This window comes from Paenibacillus sp. J31R122, from assembly GCF_056269185.1.
On record NZ_JBWDNM010000002.1, the window covers coordinates 582,498 to 599,442 of the forward strand.

17 protein-coding genes are annotated in these 16,945 nt (G+C 44.2%); 2 read left to right on the forward strand and 15 right to left on the reverse strand.

Annotation, left to right across the window (positions count from 1 at the left end; translation table 11 throughout):
• Positions 1-275: 275 nt before the first annotated feature.
• From AC0YN7_RS05800 to AC0YN7_RS05815, 4 genes are all read right to left on the reverse strand, one after another.
• Positions 276-857, reverse strand: coding sequence for a response regulator (locus AC0YN7_RS05800; protein WP_475808991.1), 582 nt, complete (start codon positions 855-857; stop codon positions 276-278).
• A 65-nt stretch (positions 858-922) separates the two neighbouring features.
• On the reverse strand, positions 923-1,534 hold the full coding sequence (locus AC0YN7_RS05805) for a DUF3298 and DUF4163 domain-containing protein (RefSeq protein WP_475808992.1): 612 nt from the start codon (positions 1,532-1,534) through the stop codon (positions 923-925).
• Between the two features lie 15 nt (positions 1,535-1,549).
• Positions 1,550-2,062 (reverse strand): GNAT family N-acetyltransferase, encoded by a 513-nt coding sequence (locus AC0YN7_RS05810; protein WP_475808993.1) that lies wholly within the window; start codon positions 2,060-2,062, stop codon positions 1,550-1,552.
• Positions 2,059-2,784 carry a phosphonate ABC transporter ATP-binding protein gene (locus AC0YN7_RS05815; RefSeq protein WP_475808994.1) on the reverse strand — a complete coding sequence of 242 codons (726 nt, stop codon included), beginning with the start codon at positions 2,782-2,784 and terminating at the stop codon, positions 2,059-2,061. The genes AC0YN7_RS05810 and AC0YN7_RS05815 overlap by 4 nt, the downstream gene beginning before the upstream one ends.
• Positions 2,785-2,942: 158 nt before the next feature.
• Here AC0YN7_RS05815 and AC0YN7_RS05820 point away from each other — a divergent pair, with 158 nt between their 5' ends.
• Positions 2,943-3,167 (forward strand): hypothetical protein, encoded by a 225-nt coding sequence (locus tag AC0YN7_RS05820; protein WP_475808995.1) that lies wholly within the window; start codon positions 2,943-2,945, stop codon positions 3,165-3,167.
• A 111-nt stretch (positions 3,168-3,278) separates the two neighbouring features.
• Positions 3,279-4,013 (forward strand): HAD family hydrolase, encoded by a 735-nt coding sequence (locus AC0YN7_RS05825; RefSeq protein WP_475808996.1) that lies wholly within the window; start codon positions 3,279-3,281, stop codon positions 4,011-4,013.
• Between the two features lie 83 nt (positions 4,014-4,096).
• Here AC0YN7_RS05825 and AC0YN7_RS05830 read toward each other — a convergent pair whose 3' ends face one another.
• From AC0YN7_RS05830 to pdhA, 11 genes are all read right to left on the reverse strand, one after another.
• Positions 4,097-6,376: a type IA DNA topoisomerase gene (locus AC0YN7_RS05830; protein ID WP_475808997.1), complete on the reverse strand. Its 2,280-nt coding sequence runs from the start codon at positions 6,374-6,376 to the stop codon at positions 4,097-4,099.
• 96 nt (positions 6,377-6,472) lie between these two features.
• Positions 6,473-7,609 (reverse strand): hypothetical protein, encoded by a 1,137-nt coding sequence (locus AC0YN7_RS05835; RefSeq protein ID WP_475808998.1) that lies wholly within the window; start codon positions 7,607-7,609, stop codon positions 6,473-6,475.
• Between the two features lie 50 nt (positions 7,610-7,659).
• Entirely contained in the window at positions 7,660-7,980 is a 321-nt protein-coding gene (locus AC0YN7_RS05840) for a hypothetical protein (RefSeq protein ID WP_475808999.1), read from the reverse strand.
• A gap of 116 nt (positions 7,981-8,096) precedes the next feature.
• On the reverse strand, positions 8,097-9,584 hold the full coding sequence (locus AC0YN7_RS05845) for a glutamate synthase subunit beta (RefSeq protein ID WP_475809000.1): 1,488 nt from the start codon (positions 9,582-9,584) through the stop codon (positions 8,097-8,099).
• A 249-nt stretch (positions 9,585-9,833) separates the two neighbouring features.
• On the reverse strand, positions 9,834-10,325 hold the full coding sequence (locus tag AC0YN7_RS05850) for a dihydrofolate reductase (RefSeq protein WP_475809001.1): 492 nt from the start codon (positions 10,323-10,325) through the stop codon (positions 9,834-9,836).
• 36 nt (positions 10,326-10,361) lie between these two features.
• Positions 10,362-11,321, reverse strand: a complete 960-nt coding sequence (locus tag AC0YN7_RS05855) for a thymidylate synthase (RefSeq protein WP_475809002.1) — start codon at positions 11,319-11,321, stop codon at positions 10,362-10,364.
• A 62-nt stretch (positions 11,322-11,383) separates the two neighbouring features.
• Positions 11,384-11,869 carry an acyl-CoA thioesterase gene (locus AC0YN7_RS05860; protein ID WP_475809003.1) on the reverse strand — a complete coding sequence of 162 codons (486 nt, stop codon included), beginning with the start codon at positions 11,867-11,869 and terminating at the stop codon, positions 11,384-11,386.
• A gap of 116 nt (positions 11,870-11,985) precedes the next feature.
• A complete protein-coding gene (lpdA, locus tag AC0YN7_RS05865; protein ID WP_475809004.1) occupies positions 11,986-13,401 on the reverse strand; it encodes a dihydrolipoyl dehydrogenase in 1,416 nt (471 codons plus the stop codon).
• 3 nt (positions 13,402-13,404) lie between these two features.
• Positions 13,405-14,718 carry a dihydrolipoamide acetyltransferase family protein gene (locus AC0YN7_RS05870; RefSeq protein WP_475809005.1) on the reverse strand — a complete coding sequence of 438 codons (1,314 nt, stop codon included), beginning with the start codon at positions 14,716-14,718 and terminating at the stop codon, positions 13,405-13,407.
• 132 nt (positions 14,719-14,850) lie between these two features.
• The gene (locus AC0YN7_RS05875; RefSeq protein WP_475809006.1) at positions 14,851-15,828 is read right to left on the reverse strand and encodes an alpha-ketoacid dehydrogenase subunit beta; all 978 of its coding nucleotides are present in this window, start codon (positions 15,826-15,828) and stop codon (positions 14,851-14,853) included.
• 20 nt (positions 15,829-15,848) lie between these two features.
• On the reverse strand, positions 15,849-16,916 hold the full coding sequence (gene pdhA, locus AC0YN7_RS05880; RefSeq protein ID WP_475809007.1) for a pyruvate dehydrogenase (acetyl-transferring) E1 component subunit alpha: 1,068 nt from the start codon (positions 16,914-16,916) through the stop codon (positions 15,849-15,851).
• Positions 16,917-16,945: the final 29 nt, after the last annotated feature.

Sequence of the window (16,945 nt, forward strand, 5' to 3'; positions counted from 1 at the left end):
GCAAAAGTACTAGTCCTAAAAGCAAAAACAGCTGTAAACTCGAAAATCAAGTTTACAGCCCTCAAACTAATCGAAAAAGAGACTTTAAGCACAAATAACGTGCTGAAAGCCTCCTTTCTCATCAAAAACCTACCAATAGCTTTAAACTCGAAAATCTATCTTTTAGCCCTCATATTTGCTCATAAATCAGTTGTAAGCAGCATCTATACGGTACTTACGCAGCCACCTAAGACCAGAGCAAGTACGGCAGCTATGCCGTTAGTCAGCTCATCCTATTAACAAACTAAACGAAGAACCTCGTTCCTTAGCTCATCAATGTCAAATGGTTTGGACAATCGCTTATGTACACCTAGCTTCGTCGCTTCTTCTACTTTGGAAGGCTCCACATAAGCGCTTATTAGAATAACAGGCACATTACTATTGATTTTACGAATAAAACGCAGCACTTCAATCCCATCCATATCAGGCATTTTCAGATCAAGCAGTACACAATCCACTCGATTTTTTTCTAAAATCTCCAATGCGATATGACCATTCTTAGCCTCGTGAACGTCACAGCCAGCTGTTTGAAACAGTTCCGTAAGAAGCATGCGAATCGGTAATTGATCGTCAACAACTAAAATACATGGTCTCGCCCCACTCCGATCGACCACTGTCGATATGCTTGGCTGGTTTCCTGTATTCATCGAAGATGTAATCGTGTTAAATAAATTTTGATTCTCAGGTAGAACCGGTATAGTAACGGATTCAGCCAGAGCATTTAGTTGTTGCAGCTTATCCACTTTATAACGGCGATAAACTAGGAACGACACGGCGATAAATAGAGCCACTGCAACAAGAATGAGCATATAAGTCATTGTGTCGTCTCCTTAAAGCTTTACGGCAGCAAAGTCATAGCACGAAAGTAAGTATGATGTTCTCTCTAATCATTAACAAGCATCGGCCCCAACGGCCCATCCTCGCTTATAATATCTTGAAGCTCATAAACCGATATTGGAAAATACATAAAGCCGAACACATACGGCACCAGCTCGTAAAGCTGGAAATAAATAATAAGCGCTCGATCTGCTATATAATAGTCCTGGTCCGGTCGAATCGTCTTAAACGGTTCAAGGGTGTCGATCGCTCGAGCTTTAATCTGCGCAGCAATGATGGTATTCAACCGATTCACATAATCACTGCCTGGCTTAAACAATTGCTTAAGCGTATAGGTTTCGGCCGTTGACTGCTTAAATGTTAGCGAATGCTGCACCGTAATGCCGTGTGCGCCTCCTGTATAGGCATAATTAAAAATCGACAGGCTCAATATATCCTTTTGATTCGTCTTCTGCTCGTAATAACCGATCATCTGGGCTCTAGGATCATCGAGAGGGCCTTGGCTGTCCACTAGCAGCTGAACCTCTTTGAGTATGGTTTCGTTTATTTTCTTGTCCGCTCGATCGCTCGGTCCGCCGCTTATATAGGGGACAGCGAGATCTGCTTTTGGAAAAGTAGCTTTAGCTGTTTGAACAATTACGGGTGATTGAAACGCCATGTCGAAGACACCTTCCTACTCGGTAAGATGCTTCATTATATGCAGGCTGCGACTCATCTCATACCAAACGATTCCTCCATGTGTCGAGGATGATTCACCTTGCAGTTTAAAATTCTCTCGTTCATAGAATGAGATTAAATGCTGCTCGCACATCAGTATAATGGTATCAATCCCACTAGCTTCACACTGCTCCACAAGTTTCCTCAACAGAAGCGCCCCGATGCCATGACGTCTATGGTTAGAATCGACCGCTACCGTCAGTACGCAAAAGTTTGTTCCATTCTCAGCATCGGCAAGCTCGCCCTTCATCTCATCTCCGCATTTCTCTTGGGTAGTGCGAACGCCGTTAGTAATTCCAACTAAGGTGGTTCCACGCCAAGCTGACCAGAAAAATGAACGATACTGCTTATAGCGAAATTTAAAGCCGTTAATTGTTGCCGCAGCTTCGGGCGTGTAGCAGCTTTGCTCGAGCTTAAGGGCAGTCTCCAGCTCGTCCTCCGTAATTAAACGCAGCTCGATCTGACTCACAGCAGCGATTTCTCTCGTTCGGTTAGTCTTCTCCCGCTCACATCCAGCACGATTCTACCTTGATTCAAGCCGATAATGCGGTCAGCAAACCGTTCCGCCCAATCCCCTTGATGCATGACAGCGATAACGGTTACGTTCTGCTCCTTGCATAGCGCTTTCAGATCACTTAGCACTTGATCCGCCGTATGCGGGTCTAAACCTGATACTGGCTCGTCCGCAGCAATGACCTTTGCTCCATGCACGAGCGCTCTAGCGACAGCCATCCGTTGACGCTCACCGCCGCTCAGCGTGCTAGCCTTCTGATGGGCTTTCTCTAGCAGGCCACGCTTCTCAATCAAGTCCATAGCCCCCATATAGTCATCATTCCGCATCATGCCTGTCCACCTGCGCCAAGCCGGAGTTTGTGTGACGGAACCGATAATCACATTTTTCAAACCCGTCTTGTTAGGAAAGAGAAACGGTTTTTCTTCTAAATAAGCAACTTCGCGTCGCACCTTCATCTTTCCAGTGAAGCCTTGCTTGAACACATCATTACCATCAAATTGATAGGTTCCATCGGTCCACTTTTCCTGCAATGCAAGGCACCGAAGAAGTGTTGACTTGCCGCTGCCGCTGCTCCCTTTTATAGCAATAAACTCACCAGGGTATACATCGAAACTAATATCATTGAGAATTTTAGGTCCACCAGGAATTTGTTTGGTCAAATGCTTTATTCTAATCATTTTCCGCGCTCCTTCTGTTAGCAGCAATCGCTTCTATGAGTCTAGTTTACGGTAAACAAAAAACAGTTTCCACACGAACAAATGTTTGGTATAATAAAAACAAGAACAAACGTTCTATTGATCATCGAATTCAAATCATTGAAGGAGGCCTGATCACCATGAATAACATCTGCGAAAATTTCCGTTATGTAGAGAAAGGACATCCTTGGCGAGACTTAACTTTTAAGTTTTACGCTGATGGACGACTAATCATTATCGATAACCTTGCAGAGGAGGTGATCACCCCGAAAGATTTGAAGGGAGAGAGTAGAGATTTTTACGTACGCCGGCGTATTTCGTTTATTAAGAATCAGTTGGCAGCTTCACAGCTCAAGTATGCTTAACCCTTTGTGCAGTGCTTAGCTTAGCCCCTTATACCCATCACATTGACTGAGCACCTCCTTATGCGGTAGATTGATCTTACAGTTTCAAGTTTCAATAAGGAGATGCGCGTTATGAAACAGCAAATTATGTTTGACCTAGATGATACATTAATCCATTGTAATAAATATTTTTATTTGGTCATCGATCAATTCATTGACGCGATGACCACATGGTTTGCTGGTTTCGGCCCGATTACCGTTGAATCGATTCGGGACAAACAAATGGAAATTGATATTGCAGGTGTCACTGTATTTGGATTTAAAAGCGAACACTTCCCTCAGTCCTTCGTTGACACCTATATCCATTTTTCTCATGTAACTGGACGAAAGCGCTCCAGCACGGAAGAAAACTTTTTATGGAAGCTCGGTTTAAGCGTGTATGAGCACGAGACAGAGCCCTATCCACAAATGGAACAGACTTTATTCTCACTTGCCGAGGCTGGCCATGAGCTGCATCTCTACACAGGTGGCGAGGTGCTCATCCAACGACGCAAGATTGAACGTCTTCAATTAGAGCGCTATTTTGAATCACGCATTTATATCCGCAGGCTGAAGAATAGTGACGCGCTGGAGGATATATTGACAGCAGGTACATTCAATCGTAATCGTACTTGGATGATTGGCAATTCCATCAGAACAGACGTTGTTCCTGCCTTAACAGCTGGCATCCATGCCATTCATATGCGAGCTAAGTCAGAATGGGAATATAATGTTATTCAGATTGAAGTAGAACCAAAGGGTGCTTTTTTCACCTTAGATCATCTGCTCGAAGTACCGGATACGATTCATGGATACGTGAATGGCTAGACCTTAATTAGCACCAATAGACCCGAGTAAGCTTCATTCCTATGAAGTAGACTCGGGTCTATTGGTTTTCAGCAAGCTGATGCCTACTGTTCGATCCCCAGCTCGCCTGTCTCTTGGCTAATGACAACAATACGTCCTTCTGTTGCGGTACCATCATTCAAAATAAGCTTAAGTTTGCTTGTCTTCCCCTTTTCCACCAATGCCTTGACCTGAACATCCGTTAGACTGCGGCCAAAGCTTTCCTTCCAGATGACAAATTTACAGCCTTCCTTATAATGAGAGCAGCCATAGCCTTTTCTCCCCATAAATAAAGAGCCGCCGCAGCCTTCTCGTGGACAGTTAGCAATGAAAGCTGGTCCAGCCGCGTTAACACCTGCAGCTTTGTTAGCCCCAGATCTATCCGCAGATGCTGATGATTTAGCTTTTACTGTGCGGCTGCGTGTTGGAGATGCTTTAGCAGCCGCTCGGCCGCCACGCTCTTTCCCTGACTTACCCGCCTCTGATGCTTCGCTTTCAAACGATGTTTTATCAGCTCGAGATTGTACACGAACCTTATCAACGATCATCGTTGCAAATTTCTTCACATTTTCCATGAATGCGCCATCGGAAGCGGTCCCTCTGGATATTTCATTCAGTCGACGCTCCCAAAGTCCAGTCATTTCGGGCGATGTTAAAAGCTCAATACCAGCTCCCCGAATTAATTCGATAGCGGTACGGCCTTTTTGGGCAATTTGAATTTTTTTGCCTTGCATCTCAACATATCCGACATTTTTCAACCGCTCGATAGTCGCCGCTCGAGTTGCCGGGGTGCCGAGACCTGAGTCTTTCATCGCATCGCGCACATCTTCATCCTCGATCTGCTTCCCCGCACTTTCCATCGCCTTCAGTAATGTGCCTTCCGTATAATGCTTTGGCGGCTGCGTATCCTTTTCTTTCACGATAGCATCCTCGCATGTAATACCCTCCTGCGCATCAATGGAGAACGGTTCACTAACCTCGATTTCTTCCTCTTCTATGCTTTCCGAGTCCTTGCTTTTAGATGACTTTGCCTTATCCTTTTTCTGATCAGCATAAATAACCTTCCATCCTAAGCTAATAAGCTCTTTTACCGTCGTTTTGAAAGTTTCATTCTCCACTTCAGTCAGCACTGTATGCACTTTATATTCGGCTGGCGCATAGAACTGCGATAGATAACGTCTTACGATAAGATCATAAAGCTTCTGCTCATCAGGACTAAGTCCTGAAGCCTTACGATTGGTCGGCAAAATTGCATGATGATCCTCAACCTTTGTCGGATTACATATGAACTTATTACCTTTGTGAACAAGGCTTCTGTTCGCTCCCTTAACTAGATCGTCATAGATGGTACCTTGCAGAGCGGACAATGTTTTGTGCATTTCCGGTATGTTCTGCTCCGTCACATAATTGGAGTTCGTCCTCGGATACGAGATGACCTTATGCTTCTCATACAGCGCCTGAGCGGTATCGAGCGTTTTCTTTGCAGAAAATGAATATTTCCCGTTCGCTTCACGCTGCAGCAAAGTGAGATCGTACAGCTTAAAAGGATACTCCTTCGTATCCTTCACTTCATAGGAGGCAATCCGTCCCGTTTTCCCCTTAACCTTAGCTGCAAGCGCCTCAACTTTGGCTTGATCAGTCATACGCTCCCCTTGCCACATCCCCCGATACGACATTTCATTCTGAATAAAATGTCCTTCCAGGTCAAAAAACTTTAACGATGAGAACGCTTCGATCTGTTTCTGGCGATCATATATAAGAGCTAGAACAGGCGTTTGCACTCTTCCAACTGATAACAGCACATTATGTTTGGTCGTAAATGCACGTGATCCATTCATGCCAATGAGCCAATCCGCTTCACTTCGAGCAGTAGCCGCTCTGGTTAAGTTCTCATAGTCTGCACCTTCTCTAAGCTCCGCAAACCCTTTTCTAATCGTTTCTGGAGTCAAGTCAGAAATCCATAGCCGCTTAACGGGTTGACGCAGTTTAAGATGACGCTGAATGAGCGAGAAGATGTATTGACCTTCTCTCCCCGCATCACAGGAATTAACGAGCATATTGCTTCGTTTTGCCAACTCACCAATTACTTTCAATTGATCAATCGTTTTTACATTTGGAACAAGCTTGAATTGATCGGGAATAATCGGAAGATCATTGATGTTCCATTTCTTATAACGATCATCATATGCGTCTGGTTCAGCGAGACCAATTAAATGCCCAATCGCCCAAGTAATAATATACTGTTCACCTTCAATATATGAACGATGATTTTTCGCTTTGGGATCAATTGCGGCAGCTATATTTCGTCCCATGTCTGGTTTCTCCGCAATTATGAGTGTCTTCAAAAGATGATCGCTCCTTCACTAGGCACAAATCCAAAAAATATCTCTTTTTTTCATTATATCTATTCATAAATTTAATTTTTCTATAAAACAAGTGTGTTATGGCTTTTCCAGCTTATTAAGAATCATAGCAAATATCGAACGAACACCATTGGACCATTTTGGATCTTCCGCATATTTTCGATTAATCCATGTAATTGGGTCAACGTCCTTTGGGCGATTCTTACTTAAATTAACGATAGTCCGTGATGCTATTTCTGCTGACTCTTGTATGGTCGTATTATAATCCTTCCAGCTATGAAAAACGTTGAATGGATTGTTGGCGATTTGCTTGGACTGCTTATTCGTTGTTGGAACAAATGCCTGCTCCTGACCGGTAATAGCAAATAATAATACAGGATGAATATCAAAATCCTTTGCAGCTCCCACTATCGCATCGAAATACGGCTTTTCGGCCAGCAGGGATGATCTCGATTCCAGAAAATGAACAAGCCTCACTTCATCGATCGGTTGATAACGAAGCTGGGATGGAAGGCCATCATCAGCTACCTTAATCGTCTGCACAGGCATCAAAGCAACAGTAGGCTGCAGTTTATTTAATGACGACTTATTTAAAGACCATCCATATAATAATGTAGCAATAATTAAACAGACGCTAAGTGAACTGTACATAATAGCTCTTGCACGCAGCTTATTCTTCAAAAGAATGGATTGCGAATTCGGAAGCGTGATGACCTCTGCCAAATTTGCAGTTTTCGGCTTTGCGAGTACCGTCACAGATTCATGCTTTAATAAGTCTCGCAGCTGCGTCCAGAGACTAATCTTAGTATCATTGCTAAGTGCAGAATCAACATCCAAATCTGTTGAAAGCTTGTCCAACAGTCTATGAAGCACCGATTTATGACAGCTAATGTGAAGCTGCTCCTCAATCCACGCATGTAGCGGCTCATAAATATGCTCAGCAGCATGTCCGAGAGATAAGCATACTTTGAAAATATCATCCGCTTTAACAGGTCTTTGTTGTTCAAGTACAGCAGTTCGGATGAGCATCGCAGTAACTGATCGCTTTAGACTGTCTTCAAAGTCAGGCAATTGCTTATGGATAATTCGATTTACAGCATCTGCTACTATTTCTGCTCGTTTCTCATGAGGCATTGCAGCATATTTATGCTGCACATAAGCACGGATATTACGAACGTCTGTTGGTGACAGAACGTATGCTTCTTCGGATGGCATCACGAATCGCCCCTTCGCGTCAACTCACACCGATTTTACCACAACTTTCCTTATATTGTGGAGCTTAGTTTTTGAATGCTTGATTGGATAGACGGCTGCATTATAAATGCTGTGATTTGTTCCTTCTCTCCTGCCGTAAACTGGTATTCGCAATCACAGTCCTCATCCTGCGGAACCATTTGAGCGATCGTTCCGTCATGTGTACAAATAACTAGTGCTGTGAGGCTAATAAAATCATCTGGTAATGTGTGTCCCGGCGCTAATTCAAAACGAATAACAATATCTACCCATTGATCATCCCGGCGCTCGATCCGCGGTTGAAAGGATTGGAATTTCAACTCGGTCACTCGATCTAATTCATATTTAATCATATGTATCCCTCCTACTCGAAAACATTATTATACCTTATTTAAGCAAAAAAAGCGCCCGTAGGCGCTTATTCTTCCCGCATATTTTGCTCTCATTAAAAAAACTGTATACTTACCGTTTAAGGGAGCAAGGAGGAACCCATCAAGTATTTATCAACTTCACGAGCTGCTTCACGACCTTCGTTGATTGCCCATACGACTAAGCTTTGACCACGTCGCATATCGCCCGCTGCAAACACTTTTTCAACATTTGTGTTGTACTTGCCATAGGTCGCTTTCACATTTGTACGGCGATCCTGCTCAAGACCTAGCTGGTTGATAATCATGTTTTCTGGACCTTCAAAGCCTACTGCAATAAAAACTAGATCTGCAGGCCATACTTTTTCAGTACCTGGTATTTCACTATATATTTTACGACCTGTCTCATCGACTGTCCGTTTAATTTGAACGGTATGAAGCTCCTTCAGCTTGCCGTTGCCGTCTCCGACAAATTTCTTCGTCAGAACAGAAAACGCGCGCGGATCTTCACCGAACAACGCTTTCGCTTCCTCCTGCGCATAATCGAGTGTATACACGTTCGGGAATTGCGGCCAAGGGTTTTGTGAGCTGTCACGCACAAGCGGCGCTTTCGCGTGTGTACCGAATTGAGTGACTGATTTACAGCCATGACGGAGAGCAGTAGCAACGCAATCTGTACCTGTATCGCCGCCGCCAATAACGATAACGTTCTTGTCCTTTGCGGAAATATAGTTGCCGTCCTCCAAATTGGAGTCCAGGTAGCTTTTGATCGTGCCATTCAAGTAGTCCATCGCCATGTGTACGCCGTCAAGGTCGCGTCCTTCCATCTCGACGTCACGCGCTTTGGTGGAACCACCACAAAGCACTACCGCATCAAACTGTTCTACAAGTTCCTTCGCGGTAATATCTTTACCGATCTCTGTATTAGTTACAAACTCAACGCCCTCTGCTGCCATAATATCAACGCGGCGCTGAACGACATGCTTCTCTAGCTTCATCGTCGGTATGCCGTAAGTAAGCAAACCGCCAATACGATCAGCACGTTCATATACCGTAACGGTATGCCCTGCTTTGTTTAATTGTGCAGCAGTAGCCATTCCAGCTGGTCCAGACCCTACAACTGCAACTCTCTTTCCTGTACGCACTTTAGGCGGCTGCGGAACTACCCAGCCTTCTTCAAATCCACGGTCTATAATAGCTTGTTCAATTGTTTTGATTGTTACGGCGTCACCTATAAGACCAACCGTACAAGACCCTTCACATGGAGCTGGACATACTCGACCGGTAAACTCAGGAAAGTTATTCGTTTTATGCAGACGATCTAGCGCTTCACGCCATAATCCCCGATAAATTAAATTGTTCCATTCAGGTATTAAGTTATTGACTGGACAGCCAGATACTGTACCTGCGAGCTCAATTCCTGTATGGCAATAAGGCGTGCCGCAATCCATGCAGCGAGCACCTTGTGTTCTCAACTGCTCATCTGAGAAATGCTTATGAAACTCTTGCCAGTCTTTAATACGTTCCAGCGGGTCGCGATCCGCCGGCAATTCGCGTTGATATTCCATAAAACCAGTAGGTGTAGACATGATCGCAGCTCCTCCATCCATAATCCCCGTGTACCCTTATAAAAAAACTTCTCTTTCAAATATATCGGGAATCTATTTCATATTCAATAACAAACTTCATCCGCATAAATCAGAAAAAAAACGAGTCACTCATAAACTATTTTACAACATCCTAGCATTTCTGCTCTATTGTCGTTAATGGATTATCCGTACAATCATTTGCACTTTGTTACATATCGTTCGTCAAATGTTTAAGTTAGCGAATAAAAGTTAGTTAGAATGTCTAATGAAAGTTTGAAATGTAAAAGAATATGCATTTTTCTCATCACTTGGTCTACTCGTACTTTCCACAAGCTTCCAATCCGCTTCTGAGAAGGTTGGGAAGAAGGCGTCCCCGCCTGCGATTTCTACATCTACTGCCGTTAGCAATATAGTATCTGCAAAGGGGAGAAATTGTTCGTAAATCTCGGCTCCGCCCATAATAAACAATTCTTCATCTTTATAGAGATTTAGCGCTTCCTCGATGGAATGAACAATTTCACAGCCTTCCTGCTGGAAATCCTGCTGCCTGGTTAGAATGACATTTTTGCGATCTTTAAGCGGTCTTGGAAGAGATTCAAATGTTTTACGACCCATTAAAACTGTATTGCCTGTAGTCATTTTTGTAAAAAAAGCCATTTCCGCCGGCAGGCGCCATGGCATCTGATTGCCAATTCCAATCGTCCGATTGCGATCCATAGCTCCGATTAATGTAATAGACATTGAAGACCAATCCTCTCAATTTGTAAGCTGCTTGTATTAAACGGCTACCGGCGCTTTAATTCCCGCATGCGGATTGTATTGCTCTATGGACAGATCAGCGACATCAAAGTCGAAAATCGACTTTTTGTCCGCGTTAAGCTTTAATTGAGGCAAAGCTCTCATTTCACGTGACAATTGCGTCTCGATTTGCTCAAGATGATTTGTATAAATATGTGCATCACCCAGAGTATGCACGAAATCGCCTACCTCAAGTCCGCATTCATGCGCAACCATATGAGTCAACAACGCGTAACTGGCGATGTTAAATGGAATTCCTAGAAAAATATCCGCGCTGCGCTGATAAAGCTGACAGGATAACTTGCCGTTTAATACGTAAAACTGAAACATGGTATGACATGGCGGCAACGCCATATTACTGGGCACATCTTCCGGATTCCAAGCCGATACAATCAGTCTTCTTGAGTCAGGGTTACGTTTAATGGTCTCGATTACATCCTTCAATTGATCAATCGTCTCCCCTTGCGAGGTCTTCCAATCACGCCATTGCTTTCCGTATACATTTCCTAGCTCACCGAACTCAGCAGCGAAAGAATCATCGGTAAGCACATTTTGCTTAAATAGATCCATTTGCTCCTCATACAAGACTTGGAAGTCTACATCTTGTTGCGAACGTAAACCAAAGTTAGTCATATCGGGCCCTGTATAAGATGAGCTTTCCACCCATTTTTTAAATGCCCATTCATTCCAGATATTATTGTTATTTTGAAGAAGATAACGTATGTTGGTATCCCCTTGGATAAACCAAATCAACTCGCTCGCAACTAGACGGAAAGGTACACGCTTCGTTGTGAGCAAAGGAAATCCCTCTCTTAAATCAAATCGCATCTGATAGCCAAATGTCGAAATCGTACCAGTCCCTGTGCGATCTTCCTTTTTTGTGCCATGCTCTAATACATATTTCAACAGTTGCAAATAAGCTTGTTCACTGTTACTCATTCTGATACCGCCTCCTGCTAGCTTTAACCGATACATTAATTAAAATAACAATTATTATATCATTATTTCTGTTCTCTGTCCTGCTTCCGTTTCTTTCTAAGCTCATGGCGCTCAGGCGCAGATGCATTCAGCTGCTTCTCTAGTTCAGACTCCGGCACAACCGTTGGAACTGGAGCGGATTTGCCATTCTCATCAAGCGCAACGAAGGTGAAAAATGCGGTTACTGTCGTTTTACGATCACCTTTGAACAAATTTTCGGATTTAACAGACACATAAATTTCCATAGAGCTCCGATTGGTCCAAGACACAAATGCTTCTACCTCAATGACTTCCCCAACACGAATAGGTCCCAAAAAATCTAAACTGTCTGTTGAAGCTGTTACGACCTGCATACGTGAATGCCTCATCGCTGCAATAGCGGCTACCTTATCCATATATTCCATCACTTTACCGCCAAACATCGTATCATAATGATTGGTATCGAGCGGGAAAATGATCTGAGTCATTAATGTTCTAGATTCACTTGCTGGTTTAAACGTCTGCTCCATGTCGATGTCTGCTCCTCTAAAATGTTGTATGTAGCCCTTATAAATCACAAAGAGGCCCCGTGGCTGAAATAGCCGCGTGACCTCTAGTATAGCTAAACGGCGTCTATTTGAGCCATTTATTTAATGAATGTGTGGATTGGGTGACCTAGTGCAACTTCTGCTGCGTCAAGCACGATCTCGCCAAGTGTAGGATGCGCGTGAATAGTAAGTGCGATATCCTCAAGTGTTGCGCCCATTTCAATTGCAAGAGCAAGCTCAGCAATCATGTTGGAAGCTTCAAGACCGATGATTTGAGCGCCCAATACAAGACCAGTATCTGCATCAGATACAAGCTTAACAAAGCCTTCGTTTGCATTCAGCGACATTGCGCGTCCGTTAATAGCGAACGGGAATTTGCCGAGCTTCACGTTGTGGCCTTTATCTTTTGCTTCCTTCTCGGACAAGCCAACGCTTGCGCATTCTGGGTCAGAGAAGCAGACAGCTGGTACACATTTGTAATCAATAACACTAGTTTGACCTGAGATTGCTTCAGCAGCAATACGGCCTTCGTACATTGCTTTGTGCGCAAGCGCTGGTCCAGCAATGATGTCACCAATTGCATAGATGTGTGGAATATTAGTACGGCATTGCTCATCAACCTCAACTAGACCGCGATCGGACAGCTTCACGTTAATAAGATCAAGACCAAGCTCGCCATCTGTATTAGGACGACGTCCAACTGTTACAAGCAAGTAATCAGCTGTTACTTTTTCTTCCTTGTCGCCAACTGTGTAAGTTACAGTAACGTCTTTATCTGTTTGCTCCGCACCTTTTGCTTGTGCGCCAGTAATGATATCAACGTTTGTGCTTTTCAGTTTCTTAGCAACGATTGAAGACATATCTTTATCGAAACCAGGCAAGATAGCATCCGATCCCTCGATAACAGTTACTTTAGTACCGAATTTGGAATACATTTGTCCAAGCTCGATTCCGATATAACCGCCGCCGATAACGACAAGGCTCTTCGGAATTTCAGGTAGTGACAAAGCGCCTGTAGAAGACACGATGCGACCAGTGAAAGGGAATGCTTTCAGTTCAATTGGACGTGAGCCTGTAGCAATGATACAGTTTTTGAAACGGTAGCGAGGCGCTTCTTGATCGTTGAATACGCGCGCTTCGTTTTCGTTGATGAACATAACTTCACCTTGGAAATATTGAACCTTGTTGGCTTTCAACAATGAAGCAACGCCGCCGGTCAATTTTTTCACGATGCCGTTTTTAAACTCTTGGACTTTAGTGAAGTCAACCTTCGCTTCGCCAACCTCGATACCGAAAGCTGATGCGTGGCTGATTGATTCATATTGATGTGACGCGGAAATAAGCGCCTTAGAAGGGATACAGCCTACGTTTAAGCATACGCCGCCCACATGTTCTTTATCCACGATAAGTACATTTTGACCTAGCTGTGCAGCACGAATTGCTGCTACATAACCACCAGGTCCCGCACCGATAATTAGAGTGTCAATATCTAGGGAAGCATCACCTACGACCATGTCTTATACCTCCATTATGAACAGTTCTGGTTGGCCCAGAAGCTGTTTGATGTAATTCATAAAGTTTTGAGCAGTTGCGCCGTCAATTAGACGGTGATCAAAGCTCAGAGAAAGCGCCATAACTGGAGCTGCTACGATCTCGCCATTGCGAATGATCGGCTTTTCTGTAATCCGGCCCGTGCCAAGTATAGCAACCTCAGGGAAGTTGATAACTGGTGTGAAGAACATACCGCCGGCAGAACCAATGTTAGAGATAGAAATTGTGCTGCCTTTAAGCTCGCTTGCTGCAAGCTTACCGTCACGTCCACGTACAGCTAGATCGCGAATAGAGTCAGCAATCATGAATATACTTTTGCGGTCCGCATCGTCAATAACCGGAACGATCAAGCCGTTATCCGTATCTGTTGCGATTCCGATGTTGTAGTACTTGCGATACACGATCTCTTGGTTTGCCTCATCAAGCGTCGAGTTCATAATCGGGAACTCACGGCACGCTGCAACGAGCGCCTTCACGATAAACGGCAAGTAAGTAAGCTTGGAGCCTTTTTTCTCCGCATAAGGCTTATACTTCGCACGAAGCGCGACAAGCTCTGTAACGTCTACTTCGTCCATGATCGTTACATGTGGAGCTGTGTAGACCGATTTGGACATCGCATTTGCGATTATTTTGCGGATACCTTTGAATGGTACGCGCTCTTCTGGACGATGTGCTGTACCAGCAGCTGCTGGTGCTGCTTTAGTATCGCCTGCAGCCTGCACTACTGCAGCAGGTTGTGCTGTTGATGCTGCCGCTTCTGTTGCAGCAGCTGGTGCTCCACCAAATCCATTCACATCATCACGCGTGATACGGCCGTTCTTGCCTGTTCCGCCAACTTGCGTCAGGTCTACGCCCTTTTCACGAGCAAATTTACGAACGCTAGGTGTCGCAAGTACGATACCGCCAGTTGCTGTTGGAGCTGCTGCTGTAGTTGGTGCCGCTGCCGGAGCAGCAGGTGCTTCTACAACTGGTGCTGGTGCCGCTGGTTCTGGCGTTTTCGCTGGTTCAGCAGCTGGTGCTGCTTGCTCAGGCAATTCGCCTTCCGCATCGATAATTGCAACAATCTCGCCAACATGGCAAACTTGTCCGTCCTTCATAAGAACTTCTAACACTTTACCATTTACAGGACATGGCACTTCAACGATTGCCTTGTCATTTTGAACTTCCATAATAATATCATCGTCTGTAACCGTATCGCCGACTTTGATATGCACTTTAATAATTTCGCCCTCGTGCAATCCTTCGCCTAGCTCAGGAAACCGATATTCAAATTTAGCCATCGGTCGCAACCTCCTTAAAGTTTTGTGAATACAAAACTTGCATCGTAAGCATTATCTTAGTTTTGTGAATACAAAACTACTTCGTAAGCTTTATCATAGTTTGTGAAAACAAAACTTTTTTGATTTTTTATTTTAGAAGTTCAGTACTTTTTGTACGGCTGCTGAGATACGAGCTATGTTTGGAAGCCATTCATCCTCAACTTGAGCGAATGGATATACCGTATCTGGTCCAGCAACACGAAGAACTGGCGCTTCTAGGTGCAAGATTGCTTTTTCGTTGATTTGAGCAATAACTTCCGCAGCCACACCGGATGTTTTTTGTGCTTCTTGAACAACGATAGCTCTGTTTGTTTTTTTAATGGATGCTACAATCGTGTCGATATCAAGAGGAACAAGCGAACGAAGGTCAATTACCTCTACTTTAACGCCTGTTTTCTCCAGCTCTTCTGCCGCTTTTACAGCTGTGTGAACCATCATGCCATAAGTAATGATCGTTACGTCACTGCCTTCGCGAACAACATTAGCTTTACCAATCTCAACTGTGTATTCACCTTCAGGCACATCTGCCTTGAACGCACGGTAAAGGTTCAAATGCTCCATGAAAAATACAGGATCGTTATCACGAATTGCAGCTATCATCAAACCTTTTGCATCATAAGGATTGGAAGGAATAACGACTTTAATACCAGGTGTTTGAACAGCTAGTCCTTCAAGTGAATCCGTATGAAGCTCAGCTGCTTTCACGCCGCCGCCAAAAGGTGTACGGAATACGATTGGCGAATTGTAGCGTCCGCCTGAGCGATAACGCATACGTGCTGCTTGGACAAACATTTGGTCAAGCGCTTCATATATAAAACCAACGAATTGAATTTCTGCAATTGGACGGAAGCCTTGCAGCCCCATACCTACCGCCATACCTGCGAGTGCTGATTCAGCAAGAGGCGTATCAAATACGCGATCTTCGCCAAACTCATCCTGCAAGCCTTCTGTTACACGGAATACTCCGCCAACCTTACCTACGTCCTCACCGAAGATGACAACGTTCGAATCACGTTTAAGTTCTACTCGCATTGCATCGCGAATTGCTTCAAGCATATTCATTTGAGCCATGATCGTCAGTTCCTCCTCTACTATTGAAAATCAGCCTTTTGCTCTTCCAAGTATTGCGGTGTTGTTTCAAACATTGTATCGATCAAGCCAGCAACAGTCATTTTCTCAACTGCTTCAGCTTTTTTGATGTGTTCATTGACAGTCGCTTTCGCTTCTTCTTTCACACGGTTTGTATCTTCTTCGGTCCAAAGACCTTTTTTCTCCAAAAACTTGCCAAAGCGAACAAGCGGATCTTTCAATACCCATTCAGCTTCTTCATCTTTAGTACGATATTTTGTCGTGTCATCCGCCATGGAATGCGGACGGAAACGGTATGTTAATATTTCGATCAACGTTGCGCCTTCGCCATTACGTCCACGCTCAGCAGCTTCTTGAACTGCTTTGATAACAGCAAGTACGTCCATTCCGTCAACTTGTACACCACGGATACCAGCAGCAACCGCTTTATGAGCAATCGACAAAGCAGCAGTTTGCTTAGCGAATGGGGTAGTAATCGCATAGCCGTTGTTTTGAACAGCATAGATAACCGGCAGCTTGTATGCGCCAGCATAGTTCAAACCTTCGTAGAAGTCACCTTCAGAAGAACCGCCATCACCTGTATAAGTGATCGCAACACGCTTCTCGTTCTTTTTCTTAAATGCCATAGCAACGCCAGTTGCGTGCAAAATTTGAGCGCCGATAATGATTTGCGGCATCAAGACATGCACGTCCTGCGGGATTTGTCCACCATGCTGGTGACCACGCGAATATAGGAAAGCTTGGTATAGAGGTAGACCATGCCATACGATCTGTGGCATATCACGGTAACCTGGACAAATAAAATCGTCTTTATTTAGGGCATACTCACTACCAACCATCGATGCTTCTTGACCAGAAACTGGCGCGTAGAATCCAAGTCTGCCTTGACGTCCAAGATTAACTGCACGCTCATCCCAAGTACGGGTAAATACCATGCGATACATAACTTCTTTTAACTGTTCATCTGTCAATGTCGGCATCAAATCCGGATTAACAACTTCACCCTCGAGTGACAACACGGATAGCGGCGTTACCGGTTCCGTTTGAACTTCGTATGGCAATTTGCTCATTTTGAACGCTCACCTCAATTGAAATATTT